Below are 17,385 nucleotides of genomic sequence, written 5' to 3'. Positions count from 1 at the left end.
GGGCGCTCAGCGACGGGTCAGGGACGGGCGGGTGTTCAGGGTCTCCACCTCGCTCCCGGTGGCGCGCCGGTAGGTGTCCGTGATCCGGGCCAGCTCCCGGGGTCCGCGCCCGCCGTCCCGGTGCATGGCCCGGTTCGCCCGTACGACGTCCGCCGTCGCGGCGCGGCGCGCGCCCTCGTAGCGGGGCAGTCCGGTCCGCATCCCGTCCGGTGCGGACAGCTCGTACGCCAGGACCCGTGCGTCCACGATGGCCTGGGACGCGCCGTTGGCGCCCACCGGGTACATCGGATGCGCGGCGTCGCCGAGCAGGGTGACGCGGCCGCTCCCCCAGGACGGCAACGGGTCCCGGTCGGCCATCGGGTACTCCAGGATCTCCCCGCTGTCGGCCAGCAGGGCGGGCACGTCGAGCCAGCCGAGCGCCCAGTGCGCGTAGTACGGCAGCACATCGGCCACCCGTCCGGCGCGGTTCCAGCCCGCGTCCCCGGTGAGCGGGCCCGGTTCGGCCACCCGCACCTGGCACACCCAGTTGATCCGGTCGCGGCCGATCGGATACGCGACCATCTCCACGTCCCCGTCGCTCACGATGGCCATCGAACGGCCGGTGAGGAACGGCGCGGCCTTGGTCGTACCGCGCCACATCCGGATGCCGGACCACAGCAACGGCCCCTCGTCCGGGTGGAGTTCGGCGCGCACCGCCGAATGCAGGCCGTCGGCGCCGATCAGCGCCTCGGCGTCGTGCTCCTCGACCGTGCCCGTGGCGCGGTCGAGCATCCGCACCCGAACGCCGTCCGCCTCCTCGGGGCCGTGGTCGAAGCCCGTCACCCGGGCCCCGGTGCGGACCGCGCCGGGGCCCAGCCGCTCCCGGACCGCCGCGAGGAGAAGCAGTTGCAGCTCCCCGCGGTGGATCGCGTACTGCGGCCAGCGGTAGCCCTGGGCCAGACCGCGCGGCTCGCTGAAGATCCGGTGGCCGTGCCGGTCGGCGTAGACGTTCTCGGCGGTGGCCACACCGAGGCCGGCGAGGGCGTCGCCGAGGCCGAGTTCGGTCAGCTCCCGCACGGCGTGGGGCAGCAGGTTGATGCCGACGCCGAGCGGACGGATCTCCCGGGCGCTCTCCACGACGGTGGCCCCGATGCCCGCGGCGTGGAGGCTGAGCGCGGCGGTCAGCCCGCCGATGCCCGCACCGGCGATGAGGACGCTCATGACGCGGGCCGGGCCGCCGGGCGGATCTCGGGGCGGTCGATGACGCGCAGCCAGGTGCCGTCCGGCTCGCGGCGGACGACCTGCACCCGGCCGCCGGTGTTGTCGCCGGACGGCGTCGAGGTGAGGGCGAGGTCGCCGTAGCGGACGGTCGGCAGCGGCTCCTCCGGCCGGAAGGGCTGCGTCGTGTGGTCGAGCAGGGCCTGGCACACGGCGCGGATGGCCTCCCGGCCGACGGTCACCGAGCCCGGCGGGTACGCGAGCACCGCGTCCGGTGCGTACAGCTCGGCCATGCCCTCGGCGTCGCCCGCGTTGGCGCGCTCGACGAACAGCCGGGTCAGGTCCTCGGGGGTGGTGGCGCGTTCGCGCGTCGTCCCGGTCATGGTTGGTGCTCCTGTTCTTTCTGTGTCCTGCCTCCACTCTCCGGCGCTCCAGAGCAGAAGTCCAAGAGATGGTGAGTCTGATCGCTAGAATGATCGCTTATGGAATTGCGTCAGCTCGCCTACTTCGTGGCCGTGGCCGAGGAACGGAACTTCACCCGGGCCGCGGAGCGTGAGCATGTGGCCCAGCCGGGCGTGAGCGCCCAGATCCGGCGGCTGGAGCGGGAGCTGGGCCAGGAGTTGCTGGACCGTTCGGGCCGCTCGGTGCGGCTGACCGAGGCGGGCGAGGCCGTCCTGCCGTACGCGCGGGCGGCGCTCGCCGCGGTGGAGGGCGCGCGGCAGGCCGTGGACGAGCTGACCGGGCTGCTCAGGGGTCAGGTGGCGGTGGGGACGGTGACCTCGCACACCGCCGATCTGCCGGACCTGCTGGCGGAGTTCCACGACGCCCATCCGGCGGTGGAGATCACCTTGTCCGAGGCCAACTCGGACGAGCTGCTGGAGGGTTTGCGGTCGGGGCGGCTCGACGCCGCGATCGTCAGCGTCGGCAGGGAGACACCGCCCGGTATCGAGATGCAGGTGCTCACCGACCAGCCGATCGTCGCGGCCGTCAGCCATGACCACGAGCTGGCCGTCCACTCCGCCATCTCGCTGGACACCCTGCGCGGACGGGCCCTGATCAGCCTGCCGCCCGGTACGGGGCTGCGCACCCGGCTCGACGAGGCGTGCGCGGCCGCCGGGTTCACCCCGCGCATCGCCTTCGAGGCGAGCGACCCGGAGGTGCTGGCCCAGCTCGCCGAGCGCGGACTGGGCGCGGCGATCCTGCCCGGATCGTTCGCCGAGGCGCGGGCGGACCGGCTGCGAACGGTACGGATCGTCCGCCCGGCGTTGCGCGGGCGGCTGGTGTTCGCGTGGCGGGCGGGCGGCCCGAGCGGCCCCGCCGGGCGCGCCCTGGTGGCACGCGCCTGCCCCGCCCTGCTGGAGCGCGCCCGCCGCGTGCTGGGCGGCCCGGCCACGTCCCCCTAGCCAGCGGTGCCGTCTCCCCGCGGGGACGCGCCATTGACAGCGGTCGGCGGCGGATCCCAGAATTGGCGTCATGATCACGCAGCGGTTCGACACGACGGGACACCTTCGCGCCCCGGATCGGACCGGCTGTGAGCGCTCGGGCCGCTAGTCGGCCCGCCCCGGCCCTCGCGACCATCGTCCCGCGCCGCCAGGCCCGCGCCCGCTCCGCCTCCTGACACTCCGGATCGCCGCCGGACACTCCGGAGCGCTCCCGGGCGCATCACGGACGACACCGAGCGCACCACCGCGTGATACCGCACCGCGTCCCACCGGGTCTCCCCGTGCGCCGCGCGAGGGCTTCTCCACGATCCGTCCCAGCGGCACCACCGCCGTCGCCGCGTCACGCATGAGGAGAACACCATGACCGTCGTCGACACCCCGCCGAACCCGCCGGTGCTGCGCGATGCGCGCATTCCCCCGGGCGGCCTGTACGAAGGGGCGCGTACGCTGCGCCGGTTGCCCGAAGGGTGGCAGGAGCGCCCGTACGAGCGCTTCACGCTGGTGCCGCTGGGTCGCACCATCGGGGCCGAGATCCGCGGCGCGGACCTCTCGCGGCCGCTGGACCCGGGGCTGCGCGAGGAGTTGAACCGCGCCCTGCTGGAGTGGAAGGTGCTCTTCTTCCGCGGCGCGCACCTCACCTCCGCCCAGCAGCGGGACTTCGCCCGGCACTGGGGCGAGCTGGAGACCAACCCCCTGCTCGCCAGTGGTTCGAGCCAGGACGTGGCCCGCTTCGACAAGAGCGAGGGCGCCACCCCCACCTTCGAGAACGTGTGGCACGCCGATGTCACGTTCCGGGAGCGGCCCGCGCTCGGCGCCGTGCTCCAGCTGCGCGAGGTGCCGCCCGTCGGCGGCGACACCATGTGGGCGGACATGGCCGCCGCGTACGACAACCTGCCCCGGGAGGTGCGGGAGCGCATCGACGGCGCCACGGCCGTGCACGACTTCATCCCCGGTTTCTCCCGCTTCTACGGCCCCGAACGGCTCGCCCCGTTCCAGGACGCGTTCCCGCCCGTCGAACACCCGGTGGTGCGCACCCATCCGGAGACCGGGCGGCGGATGCTCTTCGTGAACACCTCCTTCACCACCCGGATCACCGGCCTGGACCGGGAGGAGAGCGACCGGCTGCTGAGCTATCTGTGCCGTCAGGCGCAGGTCCCGGAGTACCAGGTGCGCTTCCGGTGGCAGCCCGGCGACGTGGCGTTCTGGGACAACCGCGCCACCCAGCACTACGCGGTGAACGACTACGCACCGCACCCGCGGGTGGCCGAGCGGGTCGCCATCGAGGGGGACCGCCCGTTCTGACGCGGAACGGGCGCGGCGGCGGGGTTGTGCCCCGCTGCCCGGGACTCATGCACCACTGCTCGGGACCGGTCCGGATACGGGATATCGGGCGCGGCCATGGCCAAAGCTGAGGTATACCGTTACCGGGGGCAACACGTCGACGGTCCTGACGGACCATGGAGCAGAGGCCGGGCTGTGGCAGGGGGCCTCGGAGGTTACGGGTGCGATACCGGGTCCTTGGGGCGCTCGAGCTGTGGGACGGCGACGCATGGACGTCCCTCGGCCCGGCGAAGTGGCGGATGCTGCTCGCGGTGCTGCTGTGCCACGCCAACCGGACCGTCCCGGCCGAACGGCTCATGGACGAGCTGTGGGGCGAGGACCAGACGCCGCAGAGCGCGGCCAAGTTGCTCCAGACGTATGTCTCCCGGCTGCGGCAGAGCCTCGGCGACGCGTCGGGCCGGGCCCTGATCACCGACAAGCAGGGGTACAAGGCGCACGGCTACCGGCTGGCTGTGGAGACGGCCGACTTCGACGCCCACCGGTTCGAGCAGCTGGTCGAGGAGGGGCGGCGCGGACTCGACCGGGAGGCCGAGTCCCCGGAGGACGCCGCCGAGCGGCTGCGCGAGGCGCTGGTGATGTGGCGCGGCACGCCGTTCGCTGACGTCCCTTCGACCCCGTCCGTGGAGGCGGAGAGCACCCGGCTCGGCGAGCTGAGGCTCCAGGCCCTGGACGCCCGTATCGACGCCGACCTGCGGTGCGGTCGGCACGCCGACGTCCTGGGTGAGCTGGAGGCGCTGAGCGCCGAGCATCCGTACCGCGAGGAGTTGCGCGGCCGGTTGATGCTGGCCCTGTACCGCTCCGGGCGGCAGGCCGACGCCCTGGCCGCGTACCGCGAGCTGCACCGGCTGCTGGCCGACGACCTCGGGGTCGAGCCGATCCCGCCGCTCCAGCGGCTCCAGCAGCGGATCCTCACCGCCGATGCCTCCCTGCTGGCGCCCCCGGCCCGCCGCAAGGAGGAGCGGCCCGCCGCTCCGGCCGCGCGCCCGGCCGCCCGCGGCCCGCGTCAACTTCCGCCCGCCAGCCAGGCGTTCACCGGACGGCATGGCGAAGTGGCGGTGATCCAGGCACTTCTGGACCAAGGCGATCAAACCGACCAGGGCCAAAGCGATCAGGGCGCCGAGAATGCCGACTCCGGCCGCCCCGTGGTGATCGCGGCCATCGACGGCACCGGCGGCGTGGGCAAGTCCACGCTGGCCATCCACGCCGCGCATCAGCTCGCCGAGCGGTTCCCGCACGGCCAGCTCTATGTCGATCTGCACGGCACCACCGCCGGGCTCTCGCCCCTCGAACCGGCCGAGGTGCTCGGGCGGTTCCTGCGCGCCCTGGGCGTGGACGGGTCGAGCGTGCCGGGCGACACCGACGAGGCGTCGGCCCAGTTCCGCTCGCTGGTGGCGGGGCGGCGGCTGCTGGTCATCCTCGACAACGCCGCCTCCGTGGACCAGGTCCGTCCGCTGCTGCCCGCCGGGCCGGACTGCGCCGCGCTGGTCACCAGCCGCGAGATGCTGACCACCCTGGAGGGCGCCACCCATCTGCATCTGGACGTCCTCCCCCACGACCAGGCCGTGGCACTGCTGGAGCGGATCGTCGGGGTGGAGCGGGTGCGGGCCGAGCCCGAGGAGGCCGAGGCCATCACCCGGCTGTGCGGCCGGCTGCCGCTGGCGCTGCGGATCGCGGGCGCCCGGCTGGCCGCCCGGCGGTCCTGGCCGCTGCGCACCCTGGTGGCCAAGCTGACCGACGCCCGCGGACGGCTGGACGAGCTGCGCTTCGGCGACCTGGCGGTGCGTACCAGCTTCCAGGTGAGCTACGACGCCTTCCGGCTCGGCGGGCGCTCCGACGACGCGGACGCGGTACGCGCCTTCCGGCTGCTGAGCGTGGTACCCGGGCAGGACGTGAGCCTGCCGGTGGCGGCCGCGCTGCTGGACCACCCCGCCGACCGCGCCGAGAACGCACTGGAGCGGCTGGTCGACGCGCAGCTGCTGGAGAGCCCGGACTCCGTCCGGTACCACATGCACGATCTGCTCCGGCTGTTCGCCTCGGAGCGGGCCGAGCGGGAGGAGCCCGAGGGCGAGTCCGCCGCGGCGCTGGAGCGGACGATGGCCTGTTACGTGGCCACGGCCCAGCGGGCGGTCACCCTGCTCGACCCTCGGCGGCCCTGGCCCCGCCATCCGGTCGAGGGCACCGTGGTCCCGCTGGGGGACCGTACGGAGGCGGAGGCGTGGCTCAAGACCGAGGCGGGCAACCTGGTGGCCGCCGTCGCCCACTCCGTCACCCAGTCGGACGGACTCGCCCGGCTCGGCATCCGGCTGGCCCAGGCCCTCCAGTGGTTCCTGTACCCGCGGGCCCACGCCCAGGACCTCCAGACCATCAACGAGCTGGCGATCGGGGCGGCCAGGCGGCTGGGCGACCTGGAGAGCCAGGCGTGGGCGCTGGATCATCTCGCGGGCGCTCACTGGCTCCAGCACAGCTACGAGGAGATGCGGGCCGCCCTGGAGCGGGCGCTGGAGATCTGGCGCGCCATCGGCCATCAGCGGGGCGAGCAGCGGTCGCTGTGCAACCTGGCTGACGCGCTGTCCGAACTGGGGCTGTTCGAGGAGGCCATCGGGGTGCAGCGGCGTCAGCTCGCGCTGGCCCGGGACACCGGGGACCGGGCGGCCGAGGTGATCGGCCTGGGCAACCTGGGCCGCGCCCACCGCGGTCTGGGCCGCTCCGACGACGCCCTCATGTGCTTCAAGGAGAGCCTGGAGCAGGCCCGGCGGACCGGTGACACCCACCATCAGGGCTTCGCGATGTACGAGATCGGCATCACGTACATGGAGCAGGGGAAGTTCCCGGAGGGCCGGGCGCATCTGGACGAGGCGCTGCCGGTGTGGCAGCGCCCGGGTACGTACGAGGGCTGGCGCGGGCACACCTGGAGCGGGCTCTTCCCCGCCTGTATGACGCTCCAGATCGGCCCCGGCCCGCACTGAGGCGGGGCCGGGGTCCGGGCCCGGGGCTTCGCTACGGCTTGCGCGCCACCCCGCCGTACGCCCACACCCGGCTCGGGTCGTGCTTGGCGCCGATGCCCGGGCGCCAGGCGGTCAGCTGCACCAGGCCCGGTTCGAGCACGTCGAGCCCGTGGAAGAAGCCCATGATGCCATCGTGGTCGCGCGCCTCCGCCGCGACCGGGCTGACGCTGAGCGGTGTCCAGTCCCGGTCGTCGGGCGTCTCGTCGGTGAAGTCGCCGGTGACATGCGAGACGATCAGATAGCTGCCGGGCGGGGCCCACTCCATGAGCCGGGCGACGATGCCGTACGGATCGTCCTTGTCGTCGATGTAGTCGAGGATGAAGGTGAGCACGATCCCGACCGGCTGTCCGGGGTCGAGCAGCCGGCCCACCTCGTCATGAGCCAGGATCTTGTCGGGCTCGAGCAGATCGCCGCTGATCATCGTGGTGCCGGGGACCGCGAGCCGGGCCTGGCCGTGGCTGGCCACGATGGGGTCGTTGTCGACGTAGACCACGCGGGACCGGGGGTTCACCGCCTGGGCGATCTCGTGCACGTTCGGGGTCGCGGGCAGGCCCGAGCCGATGTCCAGGAACTGCGTGATGCCCTCTTCGGCCAGCTCGGCCATCGCCCGCTGGAGGAACCGGCGGTTGGCCAGGGCGGTGTCGCGGATCTCCGGCGCGATCCGCAGGAAGTGCTGGGCCTGTTCGTAGTCGGCGAGGTAGTTGTCCTTGCCGCCGACGAGGTAGTTGTAGACCCGCGCCGGGTTCGCCCGATGGCCGGGGTGGCGGCCGTGGTCGAGCGGCTCCCAGTCCACCGTGGTGAGCCCGATGCCGGGCCCGCTGCTGTTCATCCGAGATTCCCCTGCCCTTGAGCCTGCCTCGCCCTGCCGCTTGCCGGTTCCGTCACCGCGGATGCGGCGCCGGTCCCGGACGCCAGGTGACCGTGTCACTGGGTCCCGGTTCCGCCCAGGCGACCGGGGCTCGCGACCAGAGGTGGAACGGCAGGTCCACATCCGCCGACACCCGGCTGAGCTGGCCCCAGGAGTACGCGTGGGAGTGGACCACCGCGGCCTGGAGCGCCGCTTCGAGGCAGGCCCGCGCGGTGCGCTCCGCGCGGCAGGTGCCACTCGGTCCGGACCCCTCCACGCCGCCGGAGAGCTGATAGGTGCTCCAGGCGTAGAGGGGTTCGTCCTCGGTGTGCGGTCGGGGTTGCGGTTGCTGCTGCTGGTCGACGTTCACGGGCCCTCTCCAGACGCGTCTCTACCGGTGGGGCTTGGCGATGCGTCCAGCATCGGAGAGGGCGGATTACCGGCGGTATAGCGGCGGTAAAGCGGTATGCGACGGCGCTATACCGGCCGGAGGGCGCGGGTCGTACGGGGCGTGCGCGGCGTACGGGGCGCAGGGGAGCCGGTCACCCGGCGAGCCAGGCCAGCACCTCCCGGTTGATCCGCTCGGGCTGTTCCAGGTGCAGGAAGTGGCCCGCGCCGTCGACCAGTTCGACGCGGGAGCCCGCCGGGAGGTGGTCCTTGGCGCTGTGGACCACGTCGGAGCCGATGCAGCCGTCGTCGGTGCCGTGCAGGAAGAGGATCGGCCGCTCGCCGGTGGCGGTGATCGCCGCCTGCTCCGCCGCGTACGCCGGGACCTGGCGGGCCGGGTCGAACAGGGCCTTGTAGTAGCCGATCGCGGCGGCGAGGTGGGCCGGGTCCTTCAGGCTCTCCTTGACGTGCGCGATGTCCTGCGCGGAGTCGTGGTAGCCGGGCGACCAGTCGCGCCACAGGCCGTCGATGAGCGCCATGTCGTGGGCCGCTGCGCCCGCTTCGGCGAGCGGGGTCTGGAACAGGAAGATGTAGAAGGAGCGCTTGAACTGTCCGTAGTCGTAGTCGAAGAAGTCGGCCAGCACGCCGCCCAGCGGGGGCACCGACATCGTCACGGCCCGCCGCCAGCGCTCGGGGGCGTGGGCGGTGGCGCCGTAGGCGGCGATGGCGCCCCAGTCGTGGCCGATGAGCACCGCGTCCCCGTCGGCGCCGAACGCCTCGTGCAGGGCGTTGGCGTCGGAGGCGATGGCGCCCGCCTGGTAGGCGCCGTCGTCGGGTATGCCGGTGGGTGCGTAGCCCCGCATGAAGGGGGCGACGGCGTGATAGCCCGCGTCCGCGAGGGCGGGGAGCAGATGGCGCCAGGAGTGTGCCGTGTCGGGGAAGCCATGCAGGCAGAGCGCCAGCGGGGCGTCCGCCGGGCCCGCGTCGAGATAGCCGAACTCGATTCCATTTGCGGTGATGCTCTTGACCTGTGTCACGCTCAGCGATGCTAATTCACCGTCAGGAACACGTCCACGCACGGCATCGGGGGATTTCCTCGACCCCCGATGATCCGGCTGCGCGGTGACCGCCGGGATGGCAGACTGCGCGCTGTCACCCGCACCCGCCCCGCCCGAGGGAGGCCCCCATGACCAGCCCCAGCAGCGCCGTCGCCGACCACCATGAGGCGATGGAGCATCGCGGGTTCCTCTACCGCGACGAGGGGGAAGTGGTCGACATCTGCGTGCCCTTCCTGCGGGCGGGCCTGGAGGCCGACGACGCGGTGGCCGTGGTGGCGGCCAAGTCGAACATCGCGGCGCTGCGGGACGCCCTCGGGCAGGACGCCCCGGCGGTGCAGTTCGAGGACGCGCTCAGCTGGTACCAGCACCCGGTGAAGACGATCGCCGCGTACGACTCGTTCGTGAAGGCCGAGTCGCCGCGCCGGGTCCGGGTGATCGCCGAGCCGGTGTGGCAGGGGCGCACCCCGCTGGAGGTGGTGGAGTGGGCGCGCTACGAGTCGATCGTGAACGCGGCGTTCGCCCACTCCGGCGCCCGCGCCATCTGCTGTTACGACCGCCGGGTGCTGCACCCCGAGATCCTGACGTACGCGCGCCGGACCCACCCCGAGATCATCGACGGTGAGGGGCCGGAGCAGAGCCTGGAGTACACCGCCCCCGGTCCGTTCAGCGCCACCTGCGACCGCCGGGCGCTGACGCCCGCTCCGGCGACCGCCGAGCGGCTGCCGGTCGAGGCGGCCGATCTGGACGCCGTACGCATCTTCATCGCCGAGCGCGGCGGATGGCACGGCATGGGCCAGGAGGGCCTGCGCAACATGGTCGCCGCCGTCGCCGAGGTGGCGGGCACCGCTCTCCGCCACGGCAGCGCCCCGGCGGAGCTGCGGGTGTGGACCCAGGACGGCGACCTGGTCTGTGAGATCGCCGGACCCGGCCACTGGTACCCGGACGCCCTGTGGGGTTTCACCCCGCCGGAGGGGTCGGAGACCGGCTTCGGGCTGTGGGGCGTACGGATGCTGTGCGACGTCGTACAGATGCAGACGGACGCGGACGGCACCCTGATCAGGCTGCGCACCGGCCTCTGACCCGGCCGGGGCTCACCTCGGCGACACCGGGAGCCGGGGCACCCCGTGGTCGGCCAGCGGGCCCACCTCCAGGCCCGCGGCGCGGCACGCGGTCACCAGATGCGGCAGCGCCGCCAGGGTGACGCGCCAGCAGCCGGGCGACGACGACCGGTCGGAGTCGTGCAGCAGGACCGTGGCGCCGCCCCGGAGCCCGCCGCCGAGAGCGGCGAGCACCGAGGCCGGGGTGGCGTTCGGGGACCAGTCGTGCCCCCAGGCCGACCACAGGATGGGCCGCAGCCCGGCGCGTACGGCCGCGAACCAGCGGCCGCCGGTCAGGACCCCGTACGGGGGCCGGTACCACAGCGGGACGGCACCGGTGGTCAGCCGCACCGCCCGGGCGGCGCCCGCCACCTCGGAGACGTCCCGGACCGGCCTCGGCAGCCAGGGGCGGTTGTGGGTCCAGCCGTGGACGGCGAGTTCATGGCCGCGGAACGCGATCTCACGGGTCGTGCGGGGATAGCGCATCACGCTCTCGCCCAGCACGAAGAACGTGGCGGTCACCGCCAGCTCGTCCAGCGCGTCCAGGAAGCGCGGGGTGGAGTGGGGATCGGGGCCGTCGTCGAAGGTCAGGGCGATGTGGTCGGACCTGCCCTGCCCGGACAGCGCGGGGAAGAGCACGCGCCGGGGCCCGGGCAGCCAGGTACCGGCCGGGACCAGATGCGCGGCCGCGGCCGCCACCGCCGCGTTCCGGGCCAGCGCACCCGTGCGTCGCCCGGCCCCCGACGCACCCGTCCGTCGCCCGGCGGTCACGGCGGGCTCCCGCTGTCCGGGACGCGGCGTACCGCCGGCCGCACCAGCGCGCCGGTGGTGTCCGCGTCCCAGCCCTGGGCCATGGCGGGCGACCGGGTGAGGCCGACGATCCCGGCCGCCATCAGCCCCATGCCGACCGCCTCGGGCAGCAGCCGCAGGCCCAGTTCGACGCGCTCGCCGAACAGCACCCAGCCCAGCGCGATGCTCACCAGCGCGTCCCCGAGGGTCAGCGCGGGCTGGGAGGCGGCCAGGGTGCCCGCGCGCAGGGTGCTCTGGAGCAGCAGAAAGCTGAGCAGCCCCACGACGCACACCGCGTACAGCGGCCAGCCGGTGAACACCGCGGCCACTCCCCCGCCGAACCGCCCGGTGAACTCCTTGATGAGGGCCGCCGTGCACGCGAAGCCGACGGCGGTCGCGCATCCGAGCACCGCAGCCCGCGCCGCGCCCCGCAGCGCCCGCGCCGCCAGGGCCAGAGCCCCCACGACGAGCGCCAGCACCACACCGGCGGGCAGCCAGAGCCCGTTCCGGGCGGTGGCGTGGCCGTGCGAGGGGTCGGCCGCGACGAGGAAGAGCGCGAGTCCGGCGGCGAGCATCACGAACGCCAGCCAGGTCCGGCCGCCTGGCCGCCGGCGGAACACCAGGCTCCCCACCACCAGGGTGAACAGCAGCTCGCTGACCAGCAGCGGCTGGACGACGGAGAGCCTCCCGACTGCCAGCGCCCCCACCTGGGCCACCGCCGAGACCACCATCGCCGCGCCCCCGGCCAGCCAGTACGGGCGCCGCAGCAGCCGCAGCAGATGCCGCAGCGCCTGCCCCGCCCCGCCGCCGTCGTCCCCCGGGGCCTCCCGCTCCTGGTCCATCGCGGCGCGCCGCTGGAGGACGGAGGCTGCGCCGTTGCCGAGGGCGGACAGCAGCGCGAGGAGGACGGTCAGGGCACCCATGTCACCCCCATCTCTCAGCCGAAGCGGGCGGCCAGCCGGTGGTACAGCCCCGGGGCCGCGCCGCGCACCAGCGCGGGCAGCCGCAGCCACGCGGGTACGTAGACCTCGTCCCGGCCGCGCGCGACGGCGTCCCAGACGGCCTCGGCGACCCGCTCGGGCGGCAGCGGGCGCGGCATCCGGCGGGTGTACGGGACGCCACGGCGGGCGAAGAACGGGGTGTCCACCACGCCGGGGACCACATGGGTGACGCGTACGCCGCCCCGCCGCAGCTCATGGCGCAGGGCGTCGGCGAAGACCCCGAGCGCCGCCTTGGCCGCGGAGTACACCGCCTCGCCGCGCACCCCGACACTGCCCGCGACCGATCCGATGAGCACGATGTGGCCGCGCCGCTCGGCCAGCATGTGCGGCAGGACCAGCCGTACCAGCCGCATGGTGGCGAGCAGATCGACGCCCACCACACGGTCGATGGCGGCGGGCGGCATCGCGCTGAACGGGCCCGCCCAGCCGATGCCCGCCCCCGCGACCAGCAGATCCACCCGCCCGGCGGCGTCGAAGGCGGCCTCCACCAGACCACGGCCGCCCTCGGGGGTGGCCAGATCGGCCGGGAGGGCGACGGCCGAGGTGTGCGCGGCCACCCGGTCGAGACGTTCCCGGTGGCGGCCGCTGACCAGAAGCCGCCATCCGCCGCCCGCCGCGAACCGGTGTGCGACGGCGGCGCCGATGCCCGAGGACGCGCCGGTCACCAGCGCCACCCCGAATTCGGTGGGGGCGGCCCCAGTGGCGGCACCGGCCGTGGTGCGCGCGGTGTCGGCGTGCGGCTGTGCGTCCGGCAGAGGGCGGGCCATGGCACCTTCCTGTCTCGCTGCGGACCCGTGGCGTCGATGCGCCACCGGCCGTCGAGCGCGCGGTTTGACGGCACGCGGAGCGGATACCTCCAGTGAGCCATGAGCGGTCGCGCCTCGCACCATCGGAGGTGAGCCCCATCGGAGGTGATCATGCGCCTGCCGTCGCAGCGTTTTCTCGTGGTGAGCGCGAGCATGGGGGCCGGTCATGACGCGGTGGCCGGGGAGCTGGTGCGCAGACTGGAGCGCGCGGGACACCGGGCGGACCGGGTGGATGTGCTGGAGCTGCTGCCCGCCGGGATCGGCCCGGGGCTGCGCGCCTTCTACCGGACGGCGGTCCGCCGGGCCCCGTTGGTCTACGCGGGCATCTACCGGGCGTTCTTCCACCCCGGGCACGGCTGGTCCGGTTCCGGCCGGGGGCCACGGCCCGGCACCGCCCCGCTGGCGGCGCTCGCCGAGGACCGGCTGCTGGCACTGGCCGGGCGGCTGCGGCCCGCCGCCGTGGTGCCCGTCTTCCACCTCGCCGCGCAGCTCACCGGCCGGTTGCGGGTCCGCGGGGCGCTGCCGGTGCCGAGCGCGGTGGTGGTCACCGATTTCGCCGTGCACCGCCAGTGGCTGCACCCGGGCAACGATCTGCACCTGTGTGTCACCGACGACGCCGCCGAGCGGGTGCGGCGGGCGCTCGGACGGCCCGCGGTGGCCACCGGCCCGCTGGTGGCGGAGGGTTTCCTCGGCCCGACCGCCGGGGCGGCGGGCTGGCGGCGCCGCTTCGAGCGGCACGCCCCCGGCCGGCCGCCGGTGGTCCTGTCCGCCGGGGCCTGGGGCGCCGGTACGCGGCTGGCGGCCACCGCACGGCTGCTGTCCGCCGCGGGCCATCTGCCGGTGGCGCTGTGCGGCCGGGACGATCGGCTGCGCCGACGGCTGTCCCGGTGGCCGCAGGTGGTGGCCCTCGGCTGGGAACCCGATCTGCCCGGACTGCTGGCCGCCACGCGGGCGCTGGTGGACAACGCGGCCGGACAGACCGCGCTGGAGGCGCTGGCCACCGGAGTTCCGGTGGTGGGCTACCGGCCCATCCCGGGCCATGGCCGCGAAGGGGTGCGCCGGATGGCCGCCCTCGGCCTGACGGACCACGCGGCGGACTCATGGGAGCTGCTGCGCCTGCTCGACGCGCTCACCGCGCCCTCGGCGCTGCGGACACGCCGTATCGCCGCGGGCCGACGGCTGTTCGCCACCGGCCCCGCCGATGTCGCCGCCCGGCTGGCCGAGATGGCGGCCGACGGCGGCCAGGGCGTCGTCACGAGATCTTCGTGACGGAGCGGGTGGCCTCCTCGTAAGGGAGTGGGTGGACCGCAGCTTCGGCACGCGCACTGGCGCCGACACATCCGGGTCCACCCTTCCCACACGCCACTTCCGCCCCCGCTGCCACCGAGGTGGCGGCGCACCGACAGGAGAACGGCGGTCAGCTGGTGGCCGCGGCCTCGTACAGGCCACGCCCGGAGCGCTTGGCCCGGTCCGTCGTGCGCAGCCGCTCCAGCGTGTTGCGCACCGAGTTGACGTTGGTACGCGTCTCGTCGCGGCCCAGGGCCTCGTTGACCTCGGACGCGCGCATCGGACGGCCCGCCTTCTTCAGGGCGCCGAGCACCGACTCGGCGAGCCCGGTGGAGCGCTCGGAGGAGGTGCCCGCCGCCTTGGCCGTCTTCTCGGTGGCCTTGGGGGCGGCGGCCTTGGCGGTCGCCTTGGGGGCGGTGGCCTTGGCGGGGGCCGTGGCCTTCTCGCTCGTCTGGGCGCTCTTCTCGGTGGCCTTGGCCGCCTTGGTGGTGGCCTTGGCGGTGGTCTTGCTGGTGTCCTTGGCCGCCGCCTTCTTGGCGGGCTTCTTCGTGGCGGTCTTCTTGGCCGCGGCCTTGGTGGCGGTCTTCGCGGCCCGACCGGAACCGGCGGTGGACTTGGCCTTGCTGCGCTGGCGGCCGATGGCGGCCTTGCGCGTGGCGGCGGGCGTCCGGGTCGCCGGGGCCGCGTCGGCGGCCGACGTGGAATCGGCCTCGGTGGCCGCGTCGGTGGCGGTGGCGACGGTGTCCCCGGCCGCCTTGGCCTCCGCGATGTCGCCGTTGCCGCTCTGCGGGAGCGCGGCCCCCGACAGGGCCTGAAGGCTGCTCAGCGCGGTGCTGACCACCTCCAGCCGCTTGGCCACGGCGTCCAAATCGCCCTTCAGGGCGTCGTGTTGCTTCTCCAGTTGCGGAAGCTCGGCCTTCAGTGCCTCGATCGTCGAGCCCACACTGTTGTCGGCACTCAGCGAGTTCACCATCGCTTCGTCCCCTTTCTGGGCGTCTGCGCCCATCGTTGCTGCGATTATGCCTGCTGTTAGGTGTGTGCGGTGCCCTGTGTGCCACCACGCAAAACAACCGGGACCGCCTTGACGGCTACCGAGCAGCCAACTTTCGGTGAAGTCAGGTGGCACGAACCCCCTTGTCAGACCGGTCGTGTCATCCGCAGGAGTGGTGGCGCGCGTCGTGATGACGACACATCAGGCGTGAAAAACACCGCGCGCGCCCCCAGGCCATCTGGATACCGTGCACACCATGACCGAACCCACGACCGGCTCCCTGAAGGTGCCCGGCGCCAGGCTGTATTACGAGGTGCGCGGCACCGGCCCGGTGCTGCTGCTCATCCCGGGCGGGGCCGGTGACGCCGCTTCCTACGACCATGCGGCGGCGGCCCTCGCCGACCGGTACACGGTGGTGTCCTACGACCGGCGCGGCGCCTCCCGCAGCACCCTCGACGACCCGCCCGCGGACCAGCGGGTCGAGGTGCACGGCGAGGACGCGTTCCTGCTGCTCGACGCGGTGGCACCGGACGGCGCACCGGCGTACGTGTTCGGGTGCAGCGCGGGCGCCATCGTCGCGATGGAACTGCTGGCCCGGCATCCGGAGCGGGTGCGGCTGGCGATCGCACACGAGCCGCCCCTGGTGGAGCTGCTGCCCGACGCCGCGCGGCAGCGGGCGTTCTTCGCCGAGGTGCGCGCGGCCTACCGCCGCGACGGGATCGGGGCGGCGATGGCGGTGATGGCCGAGGGCACCGGCCCGGCGGAGGGAGCCGCGCGGCGGGATCGCGCGGCGGAGCCTCCGCCGTTCCCGCCCGAGGTGATCGAGCGGATGACGGCCAACTTCCCGTACTACCTGGAGCACGTCCTGTGCCCGTTCACCGGCCACGTCCCGGATCTGGAGGCGCTGGCGGCCGTATCGGAGCGGCTGGTCCCGGCGGGCGGCCGGGAGTCGCACGGGCTGCTGCTGTACCGCCCGGCGGTGGCGCTCGCCGAGCGGCTGGGCACCGAGGTGGTGGACTTCCCCGGCGGTCACGCGGGGCTCGGCGAGCACCCGGCCGAGTTCACCGAGGTGTTGAGCCGGACGCTGCTGCGTCGATGAGGGCGGTCAGCGCTTCGGGGGTCATGCTGCCCGGTGCGCGCCGCTCCCGGGCGCAGTCGCCCGCGATCCGTCCCAGCGTCTCGTTGACCGGTGTCGGGACGCCGTGTTCGCGTCCGAGCAGCACGATCTCCCCGTTGAGATAGTCCGCCTCGATCGTGCCGGTCCCGCGGGTCAGGCTCTGCCACGACGAACCACCGCCGCGCTCCACGCCGTCGGGCGGCCGTATCTCCACCTTCCCGGATCGGAGCGCGGCCTGTTCGGCGGCGTCGGTGTGGGCGATGCCAGCGGCGTCGAGGACCGCGACGCCCTCCGCCTTCGCCCGCGCGGCGAGGGCCTGGGCCTCGTCCGGGATCAGCGGCCCGCAGATGGCCTCGACGGCGTTGGCGAGGTTGTTGATGAGCTTGGCGTATTTCCAGCGCATCACGTCCGGCACGACCGGCGCGAGGAACACGGACCCCTCGAGGTCCGCGGCCACCCCCCGGATGGTGTCGTCCTCCCCCGACGGATAGCGGCCCAGGCTGAGGATGCCGGTGTACGGGGCGCACGGCGCGGCGACCAGCCCCGGCTCCAGGTGGGTCGAGGGCATCCAGACGCACACGCCGTAGACCCGGCGGAAGCGGCGCAGCGCCAACCGCTCGTTCTCCACCCCGTTCTGGGCGCACAGCAGCGGCAGCCGCTCCCCCGCGGTGCCGCCGCCGGTGACCGGCCGCGGCGCCCAGTCGTCCAGCGCCGCCGCGCTGTCCTGGGTCTTCACGGCGAGGACGAGCACATCGTCGGGGCGCAGTTCGACGTCCTCGGGCCCGGTGACGGCGGGCACCGGGACCTCGTGGACGGAATCGGGCGCCGTGAAGCGCAGCCCGCGGTCGCGCAGCGCCTGATAGTGCGCGCCGCGCGCCACCAGGACGACGTCGTGGCCTGCGAGATGGAGCCGGGCGCCGACCGTTCCGCCGACCGCGCCCGCTCCGATGATGAGGTAACGCACCAGGACCCTTTCCCCGTGGGTGGTAGAAACAACGTACCTGCACGGACCCGTTGGAA

Annotated in this window: 16 protein-coding genes; 6 read left to right on the top strand and 10 right to left on the bottom strand. The window is 74.0% G+C overall.

The genetic code is table 11. From position 1 onward, the window contains the following. Positions 1-6: 6 nt before the first annotated feature. Positions 7-1,200 (bottom strand): flavin-dependent oxidoreductase, encoded by a 1,194-nt coding sequence (locus tag ACH4TL_RS13370; RefSeq protein ID WP_398327009.1) that lies wholly within the window; start codon positions 1,198-1,200, stop codon positions 7-9. Beyond that, on the bottom strand, positions 1,197-1,580 hold the full coding sequence (locus ACH4TL_RS13365) for a YybH family protein (RefSeq protein WP_398327006.1): 384 nt from the start codon (positions 1,578-1,580) through the stop codon (positions 1,197-1,199). The genes ACH4TL_RS13370 and ACH4TL_RS13365 overlap by 4 nt, the downstream gene beginning before the upstream one ends. Before the next feature lie 99 nt (positions 1,581-1,679). On the opposite strand from ACH4TL_RS13365, the gene ACH4TL_RS13360 reads away from it, so the two are divergent. From ACH4TL_RS13360 to ACH4TL_RS13350, 3 genes are all read left to right on the top strand, one after another. Beyond that, positions 1,680-2,600, top strand: a complete 921-nt coding sequence (locus tag ACH4TL_RS13360; protein ID WP_398327003.1) for a LysR family transcriptional regulator — start codon at positions 1,680-1,682, stop codon at positions 2,598-2,600. Positions 2,601-2,999: 399 nt separating this feature from the next. Further along, entirely contained in the window at positions 3,000-3,941 is a 942-nt protein-coding gene (locus ACH4TL_RS13355; protein WP_398327000.1) for a TauD/TfdA dioxygenase family protein, read from the top strand. Between the two features lie 200 nt (positions 3,942-4,141). Beyond that, entirely contained in the window at positions 4,142-6,946 is a 2,805-nt protein-coding gene (locus ACH4TL_RS13350) for an AfsR/SARP family transcriptional regulator (protein ID WP_398326997.1), read from the top strand. Between the two features lie 31 nt (positions 6,947-6,977). Here the strand turns inward: ACH4TL_RS13350 and ACH4TL_RS13345 are convergent, their stop codons facing one another. The 3 genes from ACH4TL_RS13345 to ACH4TL_RS13335 form a co-directional block, all read right to left on the bottom strand. After that, positions 6,978-7,814, bottom strand: coding sequence for an SAM-dependent methyltransferase (locus ACH4TL_RS13345; RefSeq protein WP_398326994.1), 837 nt, complete (start codon positions 7,812-7,814; stop codon positions 6,978-6,980). 52 nt (positions 7,815-7,866) lie between these two features. Beyond that, the gene (locus tag ACH4TL_RS13340; RefSeq protein WP_398326991.1) at positions 7,867-8,202 is read right to left on the bottom strand and encodes a hypothetical protein; all 336 of its coding nucleotides are present in this window, start codon (positions 8,200-8,202) and stop codon (positions 7,867-7,869) included. A 172-nt stretch (positions 8,203-8,374) separates the two neighbouring features. Continuing rightward, positions 8,375-9,256, bottom strand: a complete 882-nt coding sequence (locus tag ACH4TL_RS13335) for an alpha/beta fold hydrolase (RefSeq protein ID WP_398326988.1) — start codon at positions 9,254-9,256, stop codon at positions 8,375-8,377. 149 nt (positions 9,257-9,405) lie between these two features. Between ACH4TL_RS13335 and ACH4TL_RS13330 the strand changes: the two genes are divergently transcribed. Further along, a complete protein-coding gene (locus ACH4TL_RS13330; protein ID WP_398326985.1) occupies positions 9,406-10,356 on the top strand; it encodes an anti-sigma factor RsbA family regulatory protein in 951 nt (316 codons plus the stop codon). Between the two features lie 12 nt (positions 10,357-10,368). Here ACH4TL_RS13330 and ACH4TL_RS13325 read toward each other — a convergent pair whose 3' ends face one another. The 3 genes from ACH4TL_RS13325 to ACH4TL_RS13315 are packed head-to-tail and all read right to left on the bottom strand — an operon-like array spanning position 10,369 to position 12,931. Then, the gene (locus ACH4TL_RS13325) at positions 10,369-11,145 is read right to left on the bottom strand and encodes a polysaccharide deacetylase family protein (protein ID WP_398326983.1); all 777 of its coding nucleotides are present in this window, start codon (positions 11,143-11,145) and stop codon (positions 10,369-10,371) included. Next, positions 11,142-12,086, bottom strand: coding sequence for a DMT family transporter (locus ACH4TL_RS13320; RefSeq protein ID WP_398326980.1), 945 nt, complete (start codon positions 12,084-12,086; stop codon positions 11,142-11,144). The genes ACH4TL_RS13325 and ACH4TL_RS13320 overlap by 4 nt, the downstream gene beginning before the upstream one ends. A 14-nt stretch (positions 12,087-12,100) precedes the next feature. Beyond that, positions 12,101-12,931 (bottom strand): SDR family NAD(P)-dependent oxidoreductase, encoded by an 831-nt coding sequence (locus tag ACH4TL_RS13315; protein WP_398326977.1) that lies wholly within the window; start codon positions 12,929-12,931, stop codon positions 12,101-12,103. Positions 12,932-13,081: 150 nt separating this feature from the next. Between ACH4TL_RS13315 and ACH4TL_RS13310 the strand changes: the two genes are divergently transcribed. Next, positions 13,082-14,239, top strand: a complete 1,158-nt coding sequence (locus ACH4TL_RS13310) for a galactosyldiacylglycerol synthase (RefSeq protein WP_398326974.1) — start codon at positions 13,082-13,084, stop codon at positions 14,237-14,239. Positions 14,240-14,387: 148 nt separating this feature from the next. On the opposite strand, the gene ACH4TL_RS13305 is transcribed toward ACH4TL_RS13310, so the two are convergent. After that, a complete protein-coding gene (locus ACH4TL_RS13305) occupies positions 14,388-15,230 on the bottom strand; it encodes a prephenate dehydrogenase (RefSeq protein ID WP_398326971.1) in 843 nt (280 codons plus the stop codon). 274 nt (positions 15,231-15,504) lie between these two features. Here ACH4TL_RS13305 and ACH4TL_RS13300 point away from each other — a divergent pair, with 274 nt between their 5' ends. Beyond that, positions 15,505-16,347, top strand: a complete 843-nt coding sequence (locus ACH4TL_RS13300) for an alpha/beta fold hydrolase (RefSeq protein ID WP_398326968.1) — start codon at positions 15,505-15,507, stop codon at positions 16,345-16,347. Here the strand turns inward: ACH4TL_RS13300 and ACH4TL_RS13295 are convergent. Further along, the gene (locus ACH4TL_RS13295) at positions 16,310-17,329 is read right to left on the bottom strand and encodes a ketopantoate reductase family protein (protein WP_398326965.1); all 1,020 of its coding nucleotides are present in this window, start codon (positions 17,327-17,329) and stop codon (positions 16,310-16,312) included. The genes ACH4TL_RS13300 and ACH4TL_RS13295 overlap by 38 nt on opposite strands. Positions 17,330-17,385 lie beyond the last annotated feature (56 nt).

The organism is Streptomyces sp. NPDC021115 (assembly GCF_044333065.1).
Classification (GTDB): domain Bacteria; phylum Actinomycetota; class Actinomycetes; order Streptomycetales; family Streptomycetaceae; genus Streptomyces.
Note: the sequence above shows the minus strand (reverse complement) of the source record. Positions and strands in the feature narration are given on the sequence as shown.